Annotated in this window: 24 protein-coding genes; 3 read left to right on the forward strand and 21 right to left on the reverse strand. The window is 54.7% G+C overall.

Going from position 1 to position 20550, the window contains the following annotated elements; all coding sequences use genetic code 11:
* The first annotated feature begins 117 nt into the window (after nucleotides 1-117).
* Both CV944_RS08885 and CV944_RS08890 read left to right on the forward strand, forming a co-directional pair.
* Nucleotides 118-576, forward strand: a complete 459-nt coding sequence (locus CV944_RS08885; protein WP_289652245.1) for a CBO0543 family protein — start codon at nucleotides 118-120, stop codon at nucleotides 574-576.
* Nucleotides 577-637: 61 nt separating this feature from the next.
* Nucleotides 638-1516, forward strand: a complete 879-nt coding sequence (locus tag CV944_RS08890; RefSeq protein ID WP_033009085.1) for a DUF1002 domain-containing protein — start codon at nucleotides 638-640, stop codon at nucleotides 1514-1516.
* Between the two features lie 69 nt (nucleotides 1517-1585).
* Here CV944_RS08890 and lysA read toward each other — a convergent pair whose 3' ends face one another.
* The 21 genes from lysA to CV944_RS09000 form a co-directional block, all read right to left on the reverse strand.
* On the reverse strand, nucleotides 1586-2905 hold the full coding sequence (gene lysA / locus CV944_RS08895; RefSeq protein ID WP_100664086.1) for a diaminopimelate decarboxylase: 1320 nt from the start codon (nucleotides 2903-2905) through the stop codon (nucleotides 1586-1588).
* 332 nt (nucleotides 2906-3237) lie between these two features.
* A complete protein-coding gene (locus CV944_RS08900; protein WP_100664087.1) occupies nucleotides 3238-4719 on the reverse strand; it encodes a spore germination protein in 1482 nt (493 codons plus the stop codon).
* Complete coding sequence (gene spoVAEA / locus CV944_RS08905; protein ID WP_100664088.1) at nucleotides 4664-5278, reverse strand: stage V sporulation protein SpoVABEA; 615 nt, start codon at nucleotides 5276-5278, stop codon at nucleotides 4664-4666. The genes CV944_RS08900 and spoVAEA overlap by 56 nt, the downstream gene beginning before the upstream one ends.
* 5 nt (nucleotides 5279-5283) lie before the next feature.
* Complete coding sequence (locus CV944_RS08910; RefSeq protein ID WP_033009078.1) at nucleotides 5284-5634, reverse strand: SpoVA/SpoVAEb family sporulation membrane protein; 351 nt, start codon at nucleotides 5632-5634, stop codon at nucleotides 5284-5286.
* Nucleotides 5635-5673: 39 nt separating this feature from the next.
* On the reverse strand, nucleotides 5674-6702 hold the full coding sequence (gene spoVAD / locus CV944_RS08915; protein WP_033009077.1) for a stage V sporulation protein AD: 1029 nt from the start codon (nucleotides 6700-6702) through the stop codon (nucleotides 5674-5676).
* 15 nt (nucleotides 6703-6717) lie between these two features.
* On the reverse strand, nucleotides 6718-7152 hold the full coding sequence (locus CV944_RS08920; RefSeq protein ID WP_033009075.1) for a SpoVA/SpoVAEb family sporulation membrane protein: 435 nt from the start codon (nucleotides 7150-7152) through the stop codon (nucleotides 6718-6720).
* 16 nt (nucleotides 7153-7168) lie between these two features.
* Complete coding sequence (locus CV944_RS08925; RefSeq protein ID WP_100664089.1) at nucleotides 7169-7600, reverse strand: stage V sporulation protein AB; 432 nt, start codon at nucleotides 7598-7600, stop codon at nucleotides 7169-7171.
* On the reverse strand, nucleotides 7587-8210 hold the full coding sequence (locus CV944_RS08930) for a stage V sporulation protein AA (protein WP_047818642.1): 624 nt from the start codon (nucleotides 8208-8210) through the stop codon (nucleotides 7587-7589). Before CV944_RS08930 ends, CV944_RS08925 begins: the two co-directional genes overlap by 14 nt.
* Before the next feature lie 354 nt (nucleotides 8211-8564).
* Nucleotides 8565-9317 carry an RNA polymerase sporulation sigma factor SigF gene (gene sigF, locus CV944_RS08940; RefSeq protein WP_081209213.1) on the reverse strand — a complete coding sequence of 251 codons (753 nt, stop codon included), beginning with the start codon at nucleotides 9315-9317 and terminating at the stop codon, nucleotides 8565-8567.
* Nucleotides 9318-9330: 13 nt separating this feature from the next.
* On the reverse strand, nucleotides 9331-9771 hold the full coding sequence (gene spoIIAB / locus CV944_RS08945) for an anti-sigma F factor (protein ID WP_100664091.1): 441 nt from the start codon (nucleotides 9769-9771) through the stop codon (nucleotides 9331-9333).
* Nucleotides 9772-10122 (reverse strand): anti-sigma F factor antagonist, encoded by a 351-nt coding sequence (gene spoIIAA, locus CV944_RS08950; RefSeq protein WP_100664092.1) that lies wholly within the window; start codon nucleotides 10120-10122, stop codon nucleotides 9772-9774. It lies immediately after the preceding gene.
* Nucleotides 10123-10247: 125 nt separating this feature from the next.
* A complete protein-coding gene (locus tag CV944_RS08955; RefSeq protein WP_033009067.1) occupies nucleotides 10248-11423 on the reverse strand; it encodes a D-alanyl-D-alanine carboxypeptidase family protein in 1176 nt (391 codons plus the stop codon).
* 141 nt (nucleotides 11424-11564) lie between these two features.
* Nucleotides 11565-12866 carry a pyrimidine-nucleoside phosphorylase gene (locus tag CV944_RS08960; RefSeq protein ID WP_044744977.1) on the reverse strand — a complete coding sequence of 434 codons (1302 nt, stop codon included), beginning with the start codon at nucleotides 12864-12866 and terminating at the stop codon, nucleotides 11565-11567.
* Between the two features lie 14 nt (nucleotides 12867-12880).
* On the reverse strand, nucleotides 12881-13708 hold the full coding sequence (locus CV944_RS08965; RefSeq protein WP_044744978.1) for a purine-nucleoside phosphorylase: 828 nt from the start codon (nucleotides 13706-13708) through the stop codon (nucleotides 12881-12883).
* A 54-nt stretch (nucleotides 13709-13762) separates the two neighbouring features.
* Complete coding sequence (gene deoB / locus CV944_RS08970; protein WP_033009064.1) at nucleotides 13763-14950, reverse strand: phosphopentomutase; 1188 nt, start codon at nucleotides 14948-14950, stop codon at nucleotides 13763-13765.
* Between the two features lie 135 nt (nucleotides 14951-15085).
* On the reverse strand, nucleotides 15086-15982 hold the full coding sequence (gene xerD / locus CV944_RS08975; RefSeq protein WP_100659595.1) for a site-specific tyrosine recombinase XerD: 897 nt from the start codon (nucleotides 15980-15982) through the stop codon (nucleotides 15086-15088).
* Nucleotides 15983-15988: 6 nt separating this feature from the next.
* Nucleotides 15989-16201: a YqzK family protein gene (locus CV944_RS08980; RefSeq protein ID WP_033009060.1), complete on the reverse strand. Its 213-nt coding sequence runs from the start codon at nucleotides 16199-16201 to the stop codon at nucleotides 15989-15991.
* A 109-nt stretch (nucleotides 16202-16310) separates the two neighbouring features.
* The gene (gene fur, locus CV944_RS08985; RefSeq protein ID WP_033009058.1) at nucleotides 16311-16766 is read right to left on the reverse strand and encodes a ferric iron uptake transcriptional regulator; all 456 of its coding nucleotides are present in this window, start codon (nucleotides 16764-16766) and stop codon (nucleotides 16311-16313) included.
* Nucleotides 16767-16863: 97 nt separating this feature from the next.
* Nucleotides 16864-17526 carry a stage II sporulation protein M gene (spoIIM, locus tag CV944_RS08990; protein ID WP_033009057.1) on the reverse strand — a complete coding sequence of 221 codons (663 nt, stop codon included), beginning with the start codon at nucleotides 17524-17526 and terminating at the stop codon, nucleotides 16864-16866.
* Nucleotides 17527-17677: 151 nt separating this feature from the next.
* Nucleotides 17678-18868 carry an endonuclease Q family protein gene (locus CV944_RS08995; protein ID WP_100659596.1) on the reverse strand — a complete coding sequence of 397 codons (1191 nt, stop codon included), beginning with the start codon at nucleotides 18866-18868 and terminating at the stop codon, nucleotides 17678-17680.
* On the reverse strand, nucleotides 18861-19418 hold the full coding sequence (locus tag CV944_RS09000) for an NUDIX domain-containing protein (protein WP_100659597.1): 558 nt from the start codon (nucleotides 19416-19418) through the stop codon (nucleotides 18861-18863). Before CV944_RS09000 ends, CV944_RS08995 begins: the two co-directional genes overlap by 8 nt.
* A 117-nt stretch (nucleotides 19419-19535) precedes the next feature.
* Between CV944_RS09000 and CV944_RS09005 the strand changes: the two genes are divergently transcribed.
* The gene (locus tag CV944_RS09005) at nucleotides 19536-20456 is read left to right on the forward strand and encodes an aldo/keto reductase (protein WP_100659598.1); all 921 of its coding nucleotides are present in this window, start codon (nucleotides 19536-19538) and stop codon (nucleotides 20454-20456) included.
* Nucleotides 20457-20550: the final 94 nt, after the last annotated feature.

The following is a 20550-nucleotide window of genomic DNA, read 5'->3' on the forward strand; positions in this document are numbered from 1 at the left end:
GTCGAACTGTTCATTGTTTTTTTAATATAATATATTTATATGGAATCGGAATGGGTACACTAGTGATGAATGATAGACGTAGCAAAACTGGCAAGGGGGCGTCCGACGGTGCTGTTGATGGCGGTGACGGTAATCGTCTTTTCTGTTTCGTTTCTCCTCATGCCAAAACGGCTTTCAGGCCTTGAAATGTATACAACTTCGCTGTTTGCGGTTTTCTTCGGCCTTTCAACGGATTTGTTTCTCGATGTCAAGTACCATTTATACGGGTATTTTGATGTTGGAGTCGACGGACTGGCCTATGTATTTATTGTTTTCATTTACGTCACCGTCAACCTCCTGTTTTTAAACGGATACCCGATGCATCGTCCGATTTGGGTGCAGGCCGCCTATATCGGTGGATGGTCGCTCTTTTCCCTTTTGTATGAAATGGCGGCGCTGAGGACAGAAATTTTTTACTACCACGGCTGGAAGCTTTCCTATTCAGCCGCCTTATATCCGCTTCTGTTTCTGATTTTGCTTTGGCATTTGTTGTTCGTGCGCCGCTTGGCGGCGAAGGCAAAGCGCCGTTCCGAATAGAAATTCACGCCGGCGTACGTTATAATGGTAGTGCATGGTTGGTAGATAGGAGGCGAGCAATGTGAAACGAACGATCGCTTCATCGCTGCTTTGGGCGATGCTGCTGGCGTTTCCGGCCATCGCAGCCGCCGATGCCGCGCCGGGTGATGTCATCGTCACGCTTGGTGAAAATTTGACCGCTGAACAAAAACAAAAAGTGCTGGAAGAAATGAAAGCGCCGGACGGAGCGCAGACAATCACGGTCTCGAACGCCGAGGAGCATAAATATTTGGATGGACTCATCCCGAAGGCGCAAATCGGCACGCGCGCCATCTCATCGTCCATGATCACCATCGGTGAACCGGGCTCAGGGCTTCACGTTGAGACGCACAACATCACATGGGTGACGAAAGAGATGTATACAAACGCCTTGATCACCGCTGGGGTGAAAGATGCCGATATTTATATCACGGCTCCGTTTCCGGTTTCCGGCACCGCAGCGCTGACGGGGCTGATGAAGGCGTACGAAATTTCGTCCGACAAGGCGATTCCAGATGACGTAAAAAAGGTAGCCAACGAGGAAATGGTGCAAACGGCCAAGCTCGCTGATTCGATCGGCGCGGACAAAGCGGTCGCCTTGCTGGCGAAAATCAAAGAGGAAATCGCCAACAACCCGCCGCAAACGGACGCTGACTTGCGCGCCTTGATTGAAAAAATCGCCAATGATCTTGGCATCACATTAAGCGCCGATGAAATCAACGCTCTCGTCTCCCTTTTTCACAAAATGCAAAACGCCGACATCAATTGGGACCAAGTGAACGACCAGCTGAGCAAGGCGAAAGAGCAGCTGTCTGCGTTTTTGCAGTCAGAAGAAGGGAAAACATTCATCCAAAATTTGATCGACATCCTCAAAGAAATTTGGAATGCCATCAAATCGGCCTTTTCCGCCAACCAACAATGAGAGAAGGCGCCCTGCTGCATTAGGGCGCCTTCTCTTCTTGGCGGCGGCCGTTCTTTTCCAGGGCCGCCTTCATTGGTTGACTTTCGCCTTCAACGGCAAGTCATATTGGATCAAGTCTTCATACGTTTCCCGTTTGACGACGAGCTGGGCGTCGCCGTTTTCGACGAATACGACCGCCGGACGCGGCAGACGGTTGTAGTTGTTCGCCATCGAATAGCCGTAAGCACCGGTGCAAAAGACGGCTAAATAATCGCCCGGTTTCGCTTCCGGAAGTGCGATGTCCCAAATGAGCATGTCTCCTGATTCACAACACTTCCCTGCAATGGACACAACTTCCATCCGATCGCCCAGCACCCGGTTGGCCAGCACCGCTTCGTATTTCGCTCCATACAGCGCCGGGCGGATGTTGTCGCTCATGCCGCCGTCAACGGCGATATAGGTGCGGACGTTCGGCACCTCTTTGCGCGAGCCGATCGTATAAATCGTCGTTCCGGCATCCCCCACGAGCGAGCGGCCGGGCTCAATCCAAATTTCCGGCAACGGAAGTTGATGCACTTCCGCCTGTGTTTTCACCTCATCCACGATGCAGTCGACATACGCTGACACCGGAATCGGGTCGTCTTCATCCGTATAGCGGATGCCAAAGCCGCCGCCAAGGTTGACGACCGCAGGAACGAACCCACACGTTTTGTGCCATTCGGCCAGCTTGGCAAACACTTTTCGTGCGGCGAGCACAAAGCCGGTCGTTTCAAAAATTTGCGATCCGATATGGCAATGGACGCCGAGCAGTTGAAACGCAGCCGACGCCATGACGCGCCGGAACGCTTCATCCGCTTGACCGTTATTCAAATCAAAGCCGAACTTCGAGTCTTCCTGTCCGGTTAAAATGTAATCGTGCGTATGCGCCTCAACCCCTGGCGTCACGCGAAGCAAAACCGGAACCGCTCGGCCGGATGACCCCGCCAATTGTTCAATCAGCTCGAGCTCGTAAAAGTTGTCGGCCACGATGCAGCCGACCCCGTGTTCAAGCGCCATCGCCAGTTCATCCCGGCTTTTGTTGTTGCCATGGAAATGGATGCGCTCCGGCGGGAACCCGGCGGCCAAAGCCGTATACAGCTCCCCGCCTGAGACGACATCGAGCGACAATTGTTCCTCAGCGGCCAGCTGCACCATGGCAACTGAAGAAAACGCCTTGCTGGCGTAGGCGACTTGCGCCCGCACGCCATGGCGGCGGAACGCTTCCTTAAACGCGCGCGCCCGCGCGCGGATCAAGGCAACGTCATAAATATAAAGCGGCGTTCCATACGTTTTCGCCAACTCGACCGTATCGACGCCGCCGATTTCCAAGTGCCCTTTTTCATTGACGCGGCTCGTTCCATGAAAAAACATTGAAATCCCTCATTCCTCATCAAAGTGGCGCAAACATGCATACCAAAAGCAAAAAAGACAGTTTCGCAACCGGCGCCTGCCTTGAAAAAAACAAAGCCGCAGAGCAATCAGCCCCGCCGCATGGCAGGCTGTCATACAGCCGCGTGCGCCCTCTGCCTCGAGCGCCCGCCCTCCTTAGGCGGACGGACGACTTGCCAATGGCGCTTGCAAAGGTGCGAAACGTCAAGTATAACGTATCATAATTATACAAAAGTTTCAATAGCGCCAAAAGGGAGAAAGCGGCCGTCCATATATGCCAATGGAAACGGCCGCTTGTGCGATGACGATCTGCGTCATGTCGGTTGCTTTCGCACGTCCTGTGGATGAACGATGCTCGGACGCACTTTCGCCCCGGCCGCCGAGCGGCGGACGACAATTTGCATAAATGCCGCTGGATCGAACGGGATGAACGGCCATAAGTACGGCGTATTAAGCGAGCGGATGCTGGCGAGCCAAAGCAAATAAACGGTCGTGCCAATGACGAGCCCGGGCACTTTAAACAAGGCGACAAGAATGACCAATGCCAATCGAGAAATCTTATTCGCCACGCTCAACTCATAGCTTGGCGTCGCAAAGGAACCGATCGCCGCCACCGAAATGTACAAGATCACTTCCGGCACAAACAGCCCGACATCGATGGCGATTTGTCCGATCAAGACGGCGGCAATCAAACCCATCGCGGTTGATAGCGGCGTCGGGGTATGAATGGCTGCCATCCGCAAAAACTCAATCCCAAAATCAGCGAGCAAAATTTGCACAATGATCGGGATGTTCGTTTGTTTGTTCGGCCCAATAAACGCCCACGATTCGGGCAGCAACGACGGTTCAAGGACGAACAGCACCCACAGCGGCAGCAAAAACAGCGACGACAAAATGCCTAAAAAGCGCACCCAACGGACGAACGTCCCGACGCCCGGCGATTGCCGGTATTCCTCGGCATGCTGGACGTGGTGGAAAAATGTTGTCGGCGTGATGATGACGCTTGGCGATGTATCAACCATAATGAGCACGTGCCCTTCAAGCAGGTGCGTCGCTGCTACATCCGGCCTCTCGGTATAACGGACGAGCGGGTACGGGTTGTACCCTTGCTTCACCAAAAACTCCTCAACGGTTTTGTCCCCCATCGTCAGCCCGTCGATGTTGATTTGCTGCAGCTCTTTTTTGACGAGCTCGACGAGTCCGGGGTCGGCGACGTCTTTAATATACGCGATGCAAACATCCGTTTTCGACCGTTCGCCGACTTGCAAAATTTCAAAGCGCAGCCGCTCATCGCGAATGCGGCGCCGCGTCAACGCCGTGTTGACAATAATGTTTTCGACATATCCATCGCGAGCGCCGCGCACGACTTTTTCTGTATCCGGCTCCTGCGGCTGCCGGCCCGGATAGCTGCGGACATCAACGGCAAACCCGGTTGATTCCCCTTCAATCAAGACGATGATTAAGCCGGACAACAGCTTGTCGACCGCCTCGTCAAGACTTGTGACTGGGCTGACTTGTTGGTGGACGAGCCTGTTTTCGATAATTTGCCACGCTTGCGCCGCCTGGCGTTCATCGTCGTTGACGCGCACGATTTGCTTCAACAGTTCGATAATGTATTGCGTATCGCATAAACCGTTGCAGTAGTAAATATGTACTTCCCGGTTTAGCACATGAACCTTCCGCACGCCCAAATCAAAACTCGTGCCGACGCCGATCCGTTCTTGCAAAAACTTGGCGTTGTCAACGAGCTTCTTGGCGATCGGCACTTTCTCCATTTTCTTCGCCTTTTCCGGCATGGCCTTCACTCCTTTCCAAAATCAACTCAACCGCCTTGCGCGTAATCAGCGCCCCGTTTTTGGCGTGGTCGCGGCATCCCATTTTGCCGATGTCGCCAATGCCAACGACGATCGGAATATTCAGCTGATCGAGGCAGTAGACGGTGTCGCCGTTAATGCGCCCGATCTCGAGATCGCGAATCCCCTCTTTGTCGACTCCGTACTCTGTCAGACATCCGTCGCGGTCGACGCTCACATCGACTTTTGTCCATTCGTGTTGGTGCGTGTTGGAAGCGACCGCCAGCGCCCCGAGCACTTCGATTTGTTCATGGCCCGCCACATAGCGAAGCGCCTGTTCTCCGGCCCCTTCGCCGACGGCGCCGCAATCGTCAAACATGACGAACACTGGGTCGTGCGGCGTTTGCAAAATCAGTTCCACAAGCTGCTCGCCGCTTAATTTTGTCGGATTGCCTTGCGAACGGGAGATGCAACGGCCGCCGATCTCGGCGGCAACCCGCTCAATCGCCCGGCAGGCGAACTCGTCCCCATCGGTTACTAAAATCACCCGTCTTTTTTTCATAATCCCTACCCTTTCGGTTTACAAATGAGCGCAGCGACGAACGACCCGGCCACCATGACAGCGACCAAGGCGCCGACCAAGCGGAACACCGCCGCACCGGTCTCCATCAGCCCTCTCGGCTGCGGTTCGCTCACCACGCCTTTGGCCAAAAAGTAGCCAAACCCACTCAGCGGCATCGTCGCCCCAGCGCCGGCCCAGGCGGCGAACCGGTCGTATGCGCCGCTGAAGCCGAGGAACACGCCGAGAACAACAAGCGTGACCGCGACGCCAGCCGGCGTCCACTTGCCGCGGTCAACGGCGAGCTGGGCAAGCGCGCACAGCAGCCCCCCGGCGACAAACGCACGCACATACTCCATATCCCATTCCCCCTCCATGGTTCCGAAATGGAAGATGCTCTACGGCGATGAATGAGGCTCCGGCTCGGCCGCTTCAATGACGACGCCGTGGGCGATGGCCGGAATCGATTGTTTTTGCTGCACCATCGTTTGGCTGAGAAGCGCCCCGGTGGCGACGACCAACAGGCGGCGAAATGTTCCTTCGGAAAGCGTCTTCAGCAAATAGCCGTATGTGACAACAGCCGAACAGGCGCAGCCGCTGCCGCCGGCGAACACATCTTGGTCAGGGCGGTAAATCATGAGCCCGCAGTCATTATAGACGTCACTGACGTCAAAGCCTGCTTCAGCGAGCAGCTCGCGAGCAATGACGCTGCCGACGCGCGACAGATCGCCGGTGACGATCAAGTCATAATCGTCAGGAGACGTCCCCAAGTCGCGGAAATGCTGCTCGATCGTATCCGCCGCCGCCGGTGCCATCGCCGCCCCCATATCGAGCGGATTTTTCAGCCCGGCATCGATCACTTTGCCGATCGTCGCCGCCCGGAGGCGCCAGCGCCCCGGGGTTCGGCCGACGAGCGCAGCGCCGGCGCCTGTGACTGTAAACGTCGCCGTTTTTGGCTTTTGCACCCCGAGTTCAGTCGGATAACGAAATTGCCGCTCGGCCGTCGCGTTATGGCTGCTTGTGGCGACAAGCGCCCGATCGGCCAGCCCTCCAGCAACGAGAGCCGCCGCCGCCGCCAGCGTCTGCATCGAGGTGGAGCAAGCGCCGAACAGGCATAAAAACGGAATCGGCAGCTCGCGGGCGACATAGTTGGACGTCGCACTTTGGTTTAACAAATCGCCGGCCAAAAACAGATCGACTTCTTCGGCCGACACGCCCGCCTTTTGCAAACAGTGCGCCACCGCCTCCCGCATCAGCCGACGCTCCGCCAACTCCCACGTTTTTTCCCCGCAATACAAATCGCGATGGCAAACGTCGAAATAACGGCCAAGCGGCCCGTCAGCCTCAAGCGGCCCGACAGCCGCAGCGGCAGCTTGAATATAGACGCCTTCATCAAACACCCACGTCTGCTTCCCGGTCCGCCTCATCGCCACCCCTCTTTTCTACAGCCAGAGCCAACAGAGGCCGAGCGCATAGGCTGCAATGATGCCATAAATGATCGCCGCGCCGCCGACTTTCAACATCTGTCCGGCCACCCCCGCCGTCCATCCTTCGCTCCTATGCTCGATGGCGGCGCTTGCAAGCGCGTTTGCCAACCCGGTAATGAGCATCGTCGCGCCGGCCCCGGCGAACTGGCTGAAATCGTCGTACTTTCCGACAGCCGTCAGCGCGATGGCCAGCCCGGCCATCACGGCCGCCGCCCATAATTGGGCGGCCAGCGGCGAAGCAACAACCAATCGGCCGTGCCATTCGGCCAACCATTGCGCCAAGGCGCAAAGCGCTCCACCGGCCAAAAACGCCTTGGCCGCATTGGCCGCATATGGGGGAGAAGGCTGAAACGCCTTCACCTCGCGGAGATAATCGGTTCTCAATCCCACGTTTTCTCCCCCCTTTTCAGCGAAAATAATCGACAAAATAAAGCCAATGAAACAACGCCCCCGCTACTTTGCCAAAGGCAATGGCCATCAACAAGGCGACGATTTTATCATCGACTCCGATCCGCTTCGCCAAAATCGGCCAAACGTTCAACACTTCCGTCAACGCCGCGGCGAGCATGCCGATAAAGACGCCATGCAACAATCCGATCGGCGCGAGCCAATATTTGGACAAATGCCACACCGAATGGCGCAGGCTCATCCAGCCGCCGACAATGGCGCCCGCGACGGCGCCCCACTCATAGGCGTGAATGCGCTTCATCGTTTTCGTCAGCTGCGTCAGGCGTGGAATGACGCCAAGCACAACCAAAAAAGCGACAAACCCGGTTCCGACCGCCAGCCCTCCGGCAAAGCCGACGAACACTACCAGCAAAATCTCAAGCGTCGTCAAGATGCCTCATGCTTTCTTTGTTTTCATGCAAAATGACGTATTGGTCGATCGCCTGCTGGTAGTTGAACATCTCGACTTCGAGAGGGCTAGGCTCCTCATTGATTCGTTTGCGGAACCAATGGTTGAAAAATAGCACCATCCCGATGCCAAGCCCAAGCGAATACGGAATTTGCAAAAGCAGCGGTTTGTCGACCGATTGGCCGGTCATCATCTCGTAAAGATGGCGATGCACTTGCTGCATGCTCACATCTTCGTGGAAATTCATGATCGCCATGGCTGAACCGACAAACAAAAGAAGCCAAACGAGAAGAAAAGAAGCCATTGAAAACCGCCGTTTTTCGTACACAACTTCCACGATCGTCTGTGAGGGGCCGACCATCTGCACATCGAGCGACGGGTCGGCATCAAGCACAGCCCGAACAATGTGCATCATATCGATAATGACGATGTTCTTGTCGCTCGGCTGGATGCGGTAGAGCGGAATCGCCTTCAGCCGGCGAATCAGCCCGCCATCTCCTCCCGTCATTTGGGCCACTTCTCCGAGCGTGACGACCGCTCCCGGTTTCACTTGCACGCGATGGCGCGGCTTAATAAACACAGTGGTTGCCATCTGCTTCACACCTTTATCCCCATTTTGTTTTTCTTTAGTTTGTTTGGCGGAAAGAAGGATCATACAGATTGCCGCCATTCGCCATCGATTTCATAAAAGTAGAAAAGAATGGGCTGAAAAGCGCCCATTCTTTTTGGAACATGATGATCAAATTAGGATTTTTTTCCTCCATCCGCCGCGAGGAGCAAAAAAAAAGGCGGAACTCCGCCCCATGCGAAAAAAACGGACTCACCCGTCCGCTTTTTCCCGCCCCATGCGGAAAAAATGGACTCACCCGTCCGCTTTTTCCCGCCCCATGCGGAAAAAATGGACTCACCCGTCCGCTTTTTCCCGCCCCATGCGGAAAAAATGGACTCACCCGTCCATTTTTTCCTTTATGTGCTGCAATATTTTCTTTTCCAGCCGGGATACTTGCACTTGAGAGATGCCGAGTCTAGATGCCACTTCAGACTGGGTTTGGTCTTTGTAGTAGCGCAAGTAAACGATCAGCCTCTCGCGCTCGTCGAGTTCTTCGATTGCTTTTTTTAAGGCGATTTTGTCAAACCATGACGCCTCGTCGGCATCGGCGATTTGATCGAGCAGTGTGATTGGGTCGCCGTCGTTTTCGTATACTGTTTCGTGAATCGACGCCGGCGAGCGGACCGCCTCTTGGGCGAGGACGACTTCCTCCGGGGAAATGCCTAGATGGTCGGCGATTTCGGTGACAGTCGGCGCCCGTCCGCGCGTTTTCGACAGCTCGTCTTTCGCCTTGCGGATTTTATTGCCCATTTCTTTGAGCGAACGGCTGACTTTCACCGTGCCGTCGTCGCGGAGAAACCGTTGGATTTCTCCGATAATCATCGGCACGGCGTACGTGGAAAACTTGACGTCATACGACAAGTCAAACTTATCGACCGACTTCAGCAAGCCGATGCAGCCGATTTGGAACAAGTCGTCCGGCTCGTAACCGCGGTTTAAAAAGCGCTGGACGACCGACCAGACGAGACGCATATTTTTTTCAATAATTTCGTCGCGCGCTTCCTGGTCGCCCTCCTGGCTGCGGCGAATCAGCTCCTTCATCTCCTGGTCTTTGATCGGCGACTGATCTTGCTTGACATCGACATCCATAGGCATGTCTCCCTCAGTTACATAACGCTTTGCTTTTCGCAATATGCTTTTTCAAATACACAGTCGTCCCTTTGTTCACTTCCGATTCGATGACGACTTCGTCCATAAAGTTTTCCATGATCGTAAAGCCCATGCCCGACCGTTCCAGCTCCGGCTTTGTTGTAAAGAGCGGCTGGCGCGCCTCATCGATGTTGGCGATGCCGACCCCTTCGTCCCTCACCGTCAGATGAACGACATTGTCCTCGATAACGACGGAAATGGAGACGATGCCGTTCGGGTCGTTGTTGTAGCCGTGAATGATGGCGTTCGTCACCGCCTCCGAGACGACCGTTTTAATTTCTGTCAGCTCATCCATCGTCGGGTCGAGCTGGGCGACAAACGCCGCCACCGTCACGCGGGCGAACGACTCGTTTTCACTGCGGGCGGAAAATTGGAGGTGCATCTCGTTGCGCATTTATGCCACCCCCAATGCCTGCAACGCAAATTGTTCATCCGCCTCAAAGTGAATGATTTTAAACAGCCCCGACATGTCAAACAAGCGCTTGACCGTCGGCGACACAGCGCAGACGACCATCTGTCCGCCGACGTTTTTAATTTGCTTATAGCGCCCTAAAATGACGCCGAGACCGGAACTGTCCATAAACGTCAGCTGTCTTAAATTGAGCACGATATGGCGGATGCCCCGGTTTTCGAGCACATCCGTCACCTGCTCGCGCAATTCTTCCGCTGTATGATGGTCAAGCTCTCCGGAAAGGCGAACGATGAGCACGTCTTGCTTCACTTCCAAGTCGATCGCGAGACTCACAGCGTGTTCCTCCTTGTCCATTTCAGGATACGGAGACATTTCGCTGCCGCTCGCCGGAAATCCTGCCGCCCGACAAAACTAGTGGTTGTTCGCCAAAGATAGGGAAAAGACCGCAAAAATTGACATTATCCCGCTTGGACGAAACGGCTGAACACCCGTTTAAACAAGTCCCAAAAGCTGGCCTCCGCCACCGTTTGCTTCGCGACGATCGGGCTGCGCAAAATTTCTTTTCCATCCTGCTTCAAAATGAGGACGCCGAGCTCATCGCCTTTGCGAACCGGGGCCTTCACATCGTCTTTCACTTTGATCACTTTTTCAATTTGTTTGGTTGATTGTCCTTTTTTCGTCAACACTGACACCGGCTCAGACGTCACCGCCGCCACCGATTTTTGCTTTCCTTTGCTGACGTTGACATGGGCGACGGTTTCATTCCGCTCGTATACCGGATGGGTTTGGTATTGAGCAAACGCGTAATCAAGCATTTTTGTAATTTGAGCGTTGCGCGATTTCGGCGTCGGCGCTCCGAACACGACGGCAATGACGCGCATGCCGTTTCGTTCCGCTGTTGCGGTCAAGCAATATTTCGCCTCGCCCGTATATCCTGTTTTTAACCCGTCAACACCCGGATAAAATTTGACAAGACGGTTTGTATTGACAAGCCAAAACTTCTTGTCCGTATTTTCGCGCAAATAGTCTTCGTATTTGCTTGTATATTTCGTAATGTCTTCATATTTCAACAGTTCGCGCGCCATAGCGGCCATGTCATGGGCGCTGCTGTAGTGATCTTCCGCCGGCAGGCCGGTTGCGTTGGCGAAATGGGTGTCTTTTAAGCCGAGCTGTTTCGCTTTTTCATTCATCATCTCAACAAACGCCTTTTCTGATCCGGCGATCCGCTCAGCCATGGCAACGGAAGCGTCATTCGCCGAACCGATGGCGATGGCGCGCAACAGCTCATCAACGGTCATTTCCTCGCCCGGCTCAAGGAAAATTTGCGACCCGCCCATCGAAGCTGCGTATTCGCTTGCCCGCACTTTTTCGTCGTAGGAGAGCTTGCCTTCGTCGATCGCTTCCATAATCAACAACATCGTCATAATTTTCGTCATGCTCGCCGGCGGCAGTTTTTCATGGGCGTTTTTTTCATAAAGCACGGTGCCGGTGTCGCGCTCAATCAAGATCGCCGACTTCGCTTCATCGGCCAGCTCCACCTTTGCCGCCTTCTTTTCGTGTGACTCGGCATGCACGGAAAGAGGAAGGAACAGAAGAATCGGCAATACAAGCAGACGGATGACTGTCGTTTTCATCTCCCAAACCTCCATTCTTTATACATGCCATTTTTTCCAGCAAAGATATTTTTATACAAAAAAACAAAAAAACGCCCGAAACATTTGTTTCGAGCGTTTTCTTCCTTGCATCGCCCCTTGTTCTGTTGGCTCGGCCGGCGCTCAAACGATCGTCTCGTACACGAGCGGCGGCGGAGTGACGGGTTTAGGCGAAAGCCGAATGGCTGAGGACAGCGTTTCCTCCACCTCGCGCACGTCCGGCCGGTTGCTGTGGATCGTGGCCAACGTTTCTCCCTTTTGCACACGGTCACCGATTTTTTTATGAAGCACGACGCCGACAGCCAAGTCGATCGCGTCCTCTTTTTTCGCCCGACCGGCGCCAAGCCGCATGGCGGCTGTGCCGACTTCATCGGCGGCAATCTCGGCGACATAGCCGTCTTCCTTGGCGGCAACCGGGAAGGTGTACGCCGCTTTCGGCAAGTTGTCCGGGTTGTCGACCACCGACGGATCACCACCTTGCGCGGCTAAAAATGTTTTGAACGCTGCGATGGCAGAACCGTCGCGGAGCGCCCGTTCAAGCAGGCGCCGCGCCTCCCCAAGTGTCGATGCCCGTTCCGCCAGGCATACCATATGGCTGCCGAGCGTCAAACAAAGTTCAGTCAAATCGCGCGGCCCGTTTCCTTTCAGAGTGTCAATCGCCTCTTTCACTTCCAGGGCGTTGCCGACGGCATAACCGAGCGGCTGGCTCATATCAGAAATAATGGCCAACGTTCGGCGGCCGACGCGCTTGCCGATGTCGACCATCGCCTGGGCGAGCTGGCGCGCCCCGTCGAGTTCTTTCATAAACGCCCCCGCGCCCGTTTTGACGTCGAGCACGATGGCATCAGCGCCAGCAGCGATTTTTTTGCTCATGATCGATGAGGCAATGAGCGGGATGCTGTTGACCGTCGCGGTCACATCGCGGAGCGCGTACAGCTTTTTGTCAGCAGGCGTCAAATCGCTTGTTTGGCCGATAATGGCGATCTTGTTTTCGTTGACGAGCCGAATGAACTCCTCTTTGCTTATTTCGACATGAAACCCGGGCACCGACTCAAGTTTGTCGATCGTGCCCCCTGTATGGCCAAGGCCGCGCCCGGACATTTTCGCTACCGGCACGCCGACGGCGGCGACGAGCGGGCCTAACACGAGTGTCGTCGTATCGCCGACGCCGCCAGTCGAGTGTTTATCGACTTTCACGCCGCGGATGCCTGATAAGTCGATGACCTCGCCAGAATGGACCATCGCCATCGTCAGCGCCGCTGTTTCTTCTTCAGTCATGCCGCGGAAGTAAATCGCCATCGCCAACGCGCTCATTTGGTAATCCGGAATAGCCCCGCCGGTGTAGCCGCGGATGATCCATTCGATCTCCTCGTTCGTCAGCGCCTCTCCATCACGCTTTTTTGCAATCAAATCGACCATTCGCATCGCGATCACCTTTTTCAGTTTGATTTCGCCATTTCGGCGACAATCGCTTTTATGAACCGCAAAAAATCCGTCTTCACCCGCTCAGCCGTTTCCACCACTTCATCATGATGAAGCGGAGCATCCGACATTCCTGCCGCCATATTTGAAATGCATGAAATGCCAAGCACCTCCATGCCGCCGTGGCGGGCGACGATCACTTCCGGGACGGTCGACATGCCGACCGCATCGCCGCCCAGCGTACGAATCATGCGAATTTCCGCCGGCGTTTCATATGACGGCCCCGTGTTGGCGACATACACACCTTCTTGCACGCGAAGGCCAAGCTTCGCCGCCGCTTCTTTGGCGAGCTGGCGCAAGCGCCGGCTGTATGCTTCTGTTAAATCAGGGAAGCGCGGGCCCAGCTCCGGATCGTTCGGTCCGATGAGTGGGTTTGTGCCAAGCAAGTTAATATGGTCGGAAATGATCATCAAATCGCCCGGCCGGAACTGTTCGTTCACGCCGCCGGCGGCGTTCGTCACGATCAATTGACGGACGCCGAGCGCCTTCATCACCCGGACCGGAAACGTCACTTCGCGGAGCGAATATCCCTCGTAATAATGAAACCGCCCTTGCATCGCGACGACCGCCGCCCCTTCAAGCCGACCGCACACGAGCCGGCCGGCGTGCCCTTCGACCGTTGACACCGGAAATCCGGGAATCTCCTCGTATGGAATGCGAACCGCCTCCTCGATTTCCTCGGCGAGCACGCCGAGTCCCGAACCGAGAATCAAGCCGATGGCGGGCGGTGCCGGCATACGCTGACGCAAAACATCAGCTGCTTTTTCAATCATGTGTCGATCCATATCTCTTCCCCCTTGTCTCATCATTTCACCGCCAAAAAAGCAGAGCGGCCTCTGTTACTTTAAGTCGGCCAAAAAGCTCGTTCCGTGCGGCGGCATATGAACTTGAAAATTATCGGCGATCGTCGCCCCGACATCGGCGAACGTTTCGCGGACCGGGAGCGGCTTTCCGCCCTGAAAACGCGGGTTGTACACCAGAAGCGGCACATATTCGCGCGTATGGTCCGTTCCATGGTGCACCGGATCGTTGCCATGATCGGCCGTAATGATCAGAAGGTCATCGTTTTTCAGCCGCGGCAGCACCTCGGCAAGCCGGGCGTCAAACTCCTCAAGCGCGTCGCCGTAGCCTTTTGGGTCGCGGCGGTGGCCATATTTGGCATCAAAATCGACGAGGTTCACAAAACTGAGCCCGGTAAAGTCGATGCTGAGCGTACCGATGAGCTTATCCATGCCATCCATGTTCGAGGTAGTCCGCAGCGATTGCGTCACCCCTTCATTGTCGTAAATATCGGCGATTTTTCCAATGGCGATCACATCATAGCCCGCGTCTTTCAGTTCGTTCATCACCGTGCGGCCGAACGGTTTGAGCGCATAGTCATGCCGGTTCGGCGTCCGCTCAAACCGGCCGGGCGTCCCGATGAACGGGCGGGCGATGACGCGCCCAACCATGTATGGCTCATCGCGCGTCAGCTCACGGGCGATTTCACAAATGCGGTACAGCTCCTCAAGCGGCACGACGTCCTCGTGGGCAGCGATTTGCAAGACAGAATCAGCTGATGTGTAGACGATGATCGCCCCTGTTTTCATATGCTCTTCACCGAGCTCTTCAATGATCGCCGTTCCGCTTGCCGGTTTGTTGCCGATCACCTTCCGACCGGTGCGCCGCTCCAGTTCGGCGATCAGCTCGTCCGGAAATCCGTCAGGAAAGACGCGGAACGGCTTGTCGATGCGAAGGCCCATCAGCTCCCAATGGCCGGTCATCGTATCTTTGCCGGCGGACGCCTCTTTCATTTTGGTGTGATACGCGAGCGGCTCCGCGACTTTCGGCACTCCCTTAATTTCACGAATATGGCTTAAACCGAGCTTCGCCATATTCGGCATGCGCAAGCCGCCGCGGTATTCAGCGATATGCCCAAGCGTATCCGCTCCTTTGTCGTTATACTTTTCAGCATCAGGCGCCTCGCCGATGCCGACCGAATCCATGACAATTAAAAACACGCGCCGGTATCTGGCTTTCACGTTCATTCCTCCTGCCTGCAATGAAGATGGTGTCTCTTCCTATTGTTCCTAATTTGAGCGCAAAACACGCTGGCGGTGAATTGGTCAGAAGTCTGACAACTTTACAAACAAGCAAACGCCCAGCCACAGCAATGGGCGCAGCTAGGCGCGCGGATGGTACTGTTTATACACGTCTTTTAGGCGCGTTTTCGTCACGTGCGTATACATTTGCGTCGTTGAAATGTCAGCATGCCCAAGCAGTTCCTGAACGGCGCGCAAGTCAGCCCCGTTCTCAAGCAGATGAGTCGCAAACGAGTGCCGGAGCGTATGGGGGGTTAGCTCTTTTTCAATTCCCGCCTCTTTGGCCAGTCGTTTCAAAATTTTCCAAAACCCTTGCCGCGTCAGGCGCTGCCCGTAATGGTTCAAAAACAGCGCCTCGGTTGCCCGTTTGCGCGGATTGACAAGCTGCGGACGCCCGTGCTCCAAGTAGCGGATAAGCGCCTCGATCGCCATTCGCCCGATCGGCACGATCCGCTCTTTTCGACCTTTTCCATAGCAGCGGACAAACCCCATCGTCAAGTGCACGTCAGCCAAATTCAGCTGCACGAGTTCGCTGACGCGCATGCCGGTCGCATACAACAGCTCGAGCATCGCCTTGTCGCGCAAGCCAAATGGCGTATTCGTCTGCGGCGCTGACAAGAGCGCTTCCACTTCCTCGACCGACAGCACTTTCGGCAGCGTCCGCTCAAACTGCGGCGTTTCGATATGGACGGTCGGATCTTGGGAAACGATTTTCTCCCGCAGCAAAAACTGATGGAACGAGCGAATCGACGCCAAATGACGGGCAATCGTCCGCGCCGACTGTCCTTGTTCGCTCAAAAATTTCAAGAAATGAAGAATGTGCAGCCGCTCGACTTCGCCCCACGCCCCGAGCTGCTCAACTTGGCGCAAATAATGGGCATACTTTTTCAAATCGCGCTCGTATGAAATAATGGTGTTATGCGCCAAGTTTCGCTCCACCGTCAAATAATGCAGGAAATCGCTCAATTCGTGTTCCAACGCTCTCTACTCCCCGTCGCGATAAAAAAATAATAGCCGGTCAAGCCAGCTGGGCGGCGCACTCTCTGCCGCCGATACTTTGACCGCCGATCCTTTCGGCTCATCGTACCGGTGATAAAATTCATATTCGCGGTTAAACCATACAAGACTATAATAAAATAAAATGGTGCATCCCGTAAACAAAAGAAATACTTTCACCATTTGCCAAACGGTTTTCATGGCATCCTCCCCATCGGCAGCTTGTCTGTTTGCTAGTATGAGGATATGCCGTTTGGTTCCTGATTTATACGTATATACGCAAAAACCCTTTCCCGCCGGAAAAGGTTTTTTATTTTTCTTCTTCGTGTTTTTGCTGGCAGCGATGGCAAATGCCGTGGAACGTCAAGCGGTGGTCTTTAATTTTAAATTTCCATTCCCGCTCGACAATGGCTTCGACGTCTTCAAGCAAATCCTCTTGAATTTCCGCTACCGATCCGCATTCGAGGCAAACGAGATGGTGATGAAAATGGGCCGCCCCTTCCTTGCGGAGATCATAGCGCGACACCCCGTCCCCGAAGTTGATTTTATCGACAATTTTCAACTCGGTGAGCAGCTCGAGCGTCCGATATACGGTCGCCAGTCCGATCTCTGGGGATTTTTCTTTCACGAGGAGGTAGACGTCTTCCGCGCTTAAATGGTCTTCTTCATGTTCAAGCAGGACTCTTACTGTCGCTTCCCGCTGCGGCGTCAGTTTATAGCCGGCTGAGTGCAGCTGCTTCTTAATTCGTTCCACACGATCTTCCATGTTTTCATTCCTCCCTCGCTATTCACCTCCCATTATAACAAATGTGCGCGGGAAGGTTCAAAGTATAATTACTATCACAAAAAAACAACAATGATTACTACATAATAATTATTATTAAATTAACGACCCATTTCACCACCTGTTTCATCAAGACCGGCGAAAGGTACGCTTCCACCGCCGAAGAGACAAGCAGCCCGAAGGCGGCCGCGGCCATCGCCGCGGCATAGCGCATCACCATCGGGAACACTGGCTCGTGCGGCCGTTTCATAAACTGATTGCGCACCATCCGCAAGGAAAACGATATCGACATCACGCCCATCACGATCATGAGCGGAATGACAAGCAAATTTTGCGGCATCACCGAAACAAATGACAATAAAAACCCTTTCCAGCCCATTTGATTGACTAAAAAGCCGACGGTGAAGCCGACGACAATGCCTTTTAAAAACAGTAAAACCAAAATGACCGGCAGTCCGATGACGGAAATGCCGAGCACCCACATGAGGGCCATATATTTGACGTTATGCATGTAGCTTTGACGGAACATGTCGTGGGCGCTTGCCACGTTGTCTTTTGATACTTGTCCAAAAAATTGCGCCAAGTAATAATACAAATCTTGCTTTTGGCTGAAGCCGAGGCTGTTGACGACAATGGCGCCAAAAATGACGCCCATTAAAAACAGGACGATGACAAATACGTATAGTGAAGCGTGGTCGCGCAAATGAATAGCGGCGGCCGATTTCAGCGGATGGGTTCTCATCGTGCTTCGTCCTCCTATTTGTCTCTTAGTAGATTGTATGTCCATCCGCCTGATGTATGACTGCTTTTTGCCAAAAGAACACCGCCATGGCCGTTCCCTTGCTGGATGGGGCCATGGCGCTCAGCGTTCCGCTTCCTCCCGCTTTTGTCCATCACGCTTCCCGCACTTTTCCGTATCTCCCACCGCCCCCGGCCTCGATATAGAGCGCGCCGCTGCGGGCAAGGACGATCAGTTGGGCCAATTTTTCTCCGACCGTCTCCGCGATCTCTTCCTCCGACGCCTCATGAAGAACACGTATTTCCGTGCCAAAACGGCCAAGCAGTTTTTCATACGCTTTTGGACCAAGGCCGGGGATGAATTCAAGCGGCACTTGATAAATGTACGGCGGCCGTTTCGGCCCGCGTTCTGCCGTTTTCAGCTCCTCCAGCCGGTCAAACACACCTTTCACGACCCGATGATGGCCGCATGCCGCACAGCTGTCGACGTCCGGTGCAGCCGGCGCAAGGCAACGCTCGCACACTGTCTGGTGATATTTTCCTAGTTTCGGATTTAAACCGTAGTTGGCGACAATCACGCGCCCGTCTTCACCGCGCAGCGCTTTTTCAAACTCGGCAAACGTCGGGGAGGAAAGCCGCACTTCTTCATATTCGCGGGCGATTTTCCGCAGCGAATGGGCATCGGAATTCGTCAAGTACGGGTAGCGATGCAATTCGGCGATCTGGTCGGCCATCGCCGTGTCGGCGCTCAGCCCAAGTTCTACAGCATCAATGAGATCCGGGTCGAACACCTCCGTCAAGCTGCGTTCGACGCCTCTTCCGTACAAACTTTTAAACGGGGTGAATGCATGCGCAGGGATGAACCAGCCGCCTCGCTCTTTCACTGTCTGTTGCAATTCGCGCCCTGAGGCGTGAAGGCGCTGCGTGCTGAGCGATACGTTTTTCACCCGCTCCCCAAGCCAGACAGAAAACGCGCGCATGGCGGAAACGGTCGGCAAAAAGGCGAGCACATGGATCGGTCCATGGCAATGGTCGTCATATACTTCGATTTCACTGCCTAGCAAAAGCGTCACCTTTCCGGCGCTGACGCCGCCCCCCTCATGTTCGCGCCAACCGTGCTTCTCCATTGCCCGCTCGAGCTCGTCCAGCACTTCGGGCACATGGCTGTCAATAACACCGACGAGGTCGATCCCTTTCACCTCAGCCGCCTCATGCAAGATGTTCTCAAGCGTCAACGTCCGCGCCCCGGTAATTTTCACCGGGCGGCCCGAGGCGGTGCGGCCGATGTGAATATGTAAATCAGCGTAATAACGGCCGAGGCCGCCCGCGTGTGTTTGATCAGGCATTTTGCTCCCCCAACGCGCGGCGCAACTGCAAATATTGCAAAGCGTACGCCGTTTTGGCGTCATAAATTTCGCGTCGTTCCAGCATATGAAGCGCCTCCTCCAATGTCACTTCCAACAGCTCGACAAACTCATCTTCATCCAAATCGGCGCCGTCCTCCGCTTTTTCCAGCCCCTCGGCGACATACAAATGAATGAGCTCATCGGCAAACCCCGGGGACGTATAAAAAGAAATCAGATGGCGCATCGATTGGGCGCGGTAGCCCGTTTCCTCTTCCAGCTCGCGGTGTGCGGAAGCGAGCGGCTCTTCCCCATGTTCTAGCTTGCCCGCCGGAATCTCGACTAATGCGCGCTCGAGCGCTTTTCGATACTGGCGGACAAGAACGATTTTCCCATCCGGCAACAGCGGCAGCACCGCCACCGCGCCCGGGTGCTTGATCACCTCGCGCCGGCTTTTCTGCCCGTTTGGCAGCTCCACTTCCTCCACATACAACTCAATAATGCAGCCGCTGAACAGCTTCTCTTTGCGGATCGTTTTTTCATACAGCTCCATGTTCATTCTCCCCTATCAAATTGGATCGATTCTTTTCCATTGTACTACATGTTTGGCCATTTTTTCGCTTCCGTTGTACAATGGACGTGTCATTGATCGCGAAAGGAGGCGCAAAAAATGAACAAACGCCGCATCGGCACATCGGATTTGTATGTGAGCGAAATCGGCCTCGGCTGCATGTCGCTCGGCACGGATGAGCGCCATGCCATCTATCTCATCCATGAAGCGTTGGAGCGCGGCATCAACTACTTGGATACAGCCGATTTATACGACCGCGGCTTAAATGAGGAGTTTGTCGGCAAAGCGGTGAAAGGAAAACGCGGCCAAGTCATTATCGCGACAAAAGTCGGCAACCGTTGGCGGCCGGATGGCAGCGGCTGGGACTGGGATCCGTCAAAAGCCTATATCAAACAAGCGGTCAAAGAGAGCCTGCGCCGTCTGCAAACGGACTACATTGACTTATACCAGCTCCACGGCGGCACGATCGACGACCCGATCGATGAGACGATTGAAGCGTTCGAAGAGTTGAAGCAAGAAGGCGTCATCCGTTGGTACGGCATCTCCTCGATCCGCCCAAACGTCATTCGCGAATATGTGAAGCGCTCGAACATCGTCAGCGTCATGATGCAATACAGCTTGCTTGATCGCCGCCCGGAAGAATGGTTCCCGCCTCTTCGCGAACACAACATCAGCGTGATCGCCCGCGGCCCGGTCGCAAAAGGCTTGCTCACGAGCCGCCCGCTTGAGCAGGCGGGCAGCGCGGTGAAACAACACGGCTACCTCGATTATTCGTATGAAGAACTGCAGGCGCTCATCCCGAAGCTGAAGGAAAAAACGGCCGGACGCCGGTCCTTGACCGCGACCGCGCTGCAATTTTGCTTGTATGACCCGGTCGTTGCCGCCGTCATCCCGGGCGCCAGCCGCCTTGAACAGCTTGAGGAAAACGTCGCCGCTGCGTCAGCCCCGCCGCTTGACCGCACTGAATACGAATGGCTGAAACAAGCGACGAAACGCTCGGTGTACGACGTGCATCGGTGAACTACCCCCACTTAATTTTCTAGCGAAAATTTGAAGTGGGGGCTTCCAAAGAAGTTTGACTGCTTCAAGCAATCCTTATTCTTTGAGGCGTGTC

Source organism: Geobacillus sp. WSUCF-018B, from assembly GCF_002809985.1.
Classification (GTDB): Bacteria; Bacillota; Bacilli; order Bacillales; family Anoxybacillaceae; genus Geobacillus; species Geobacillus thermophilus.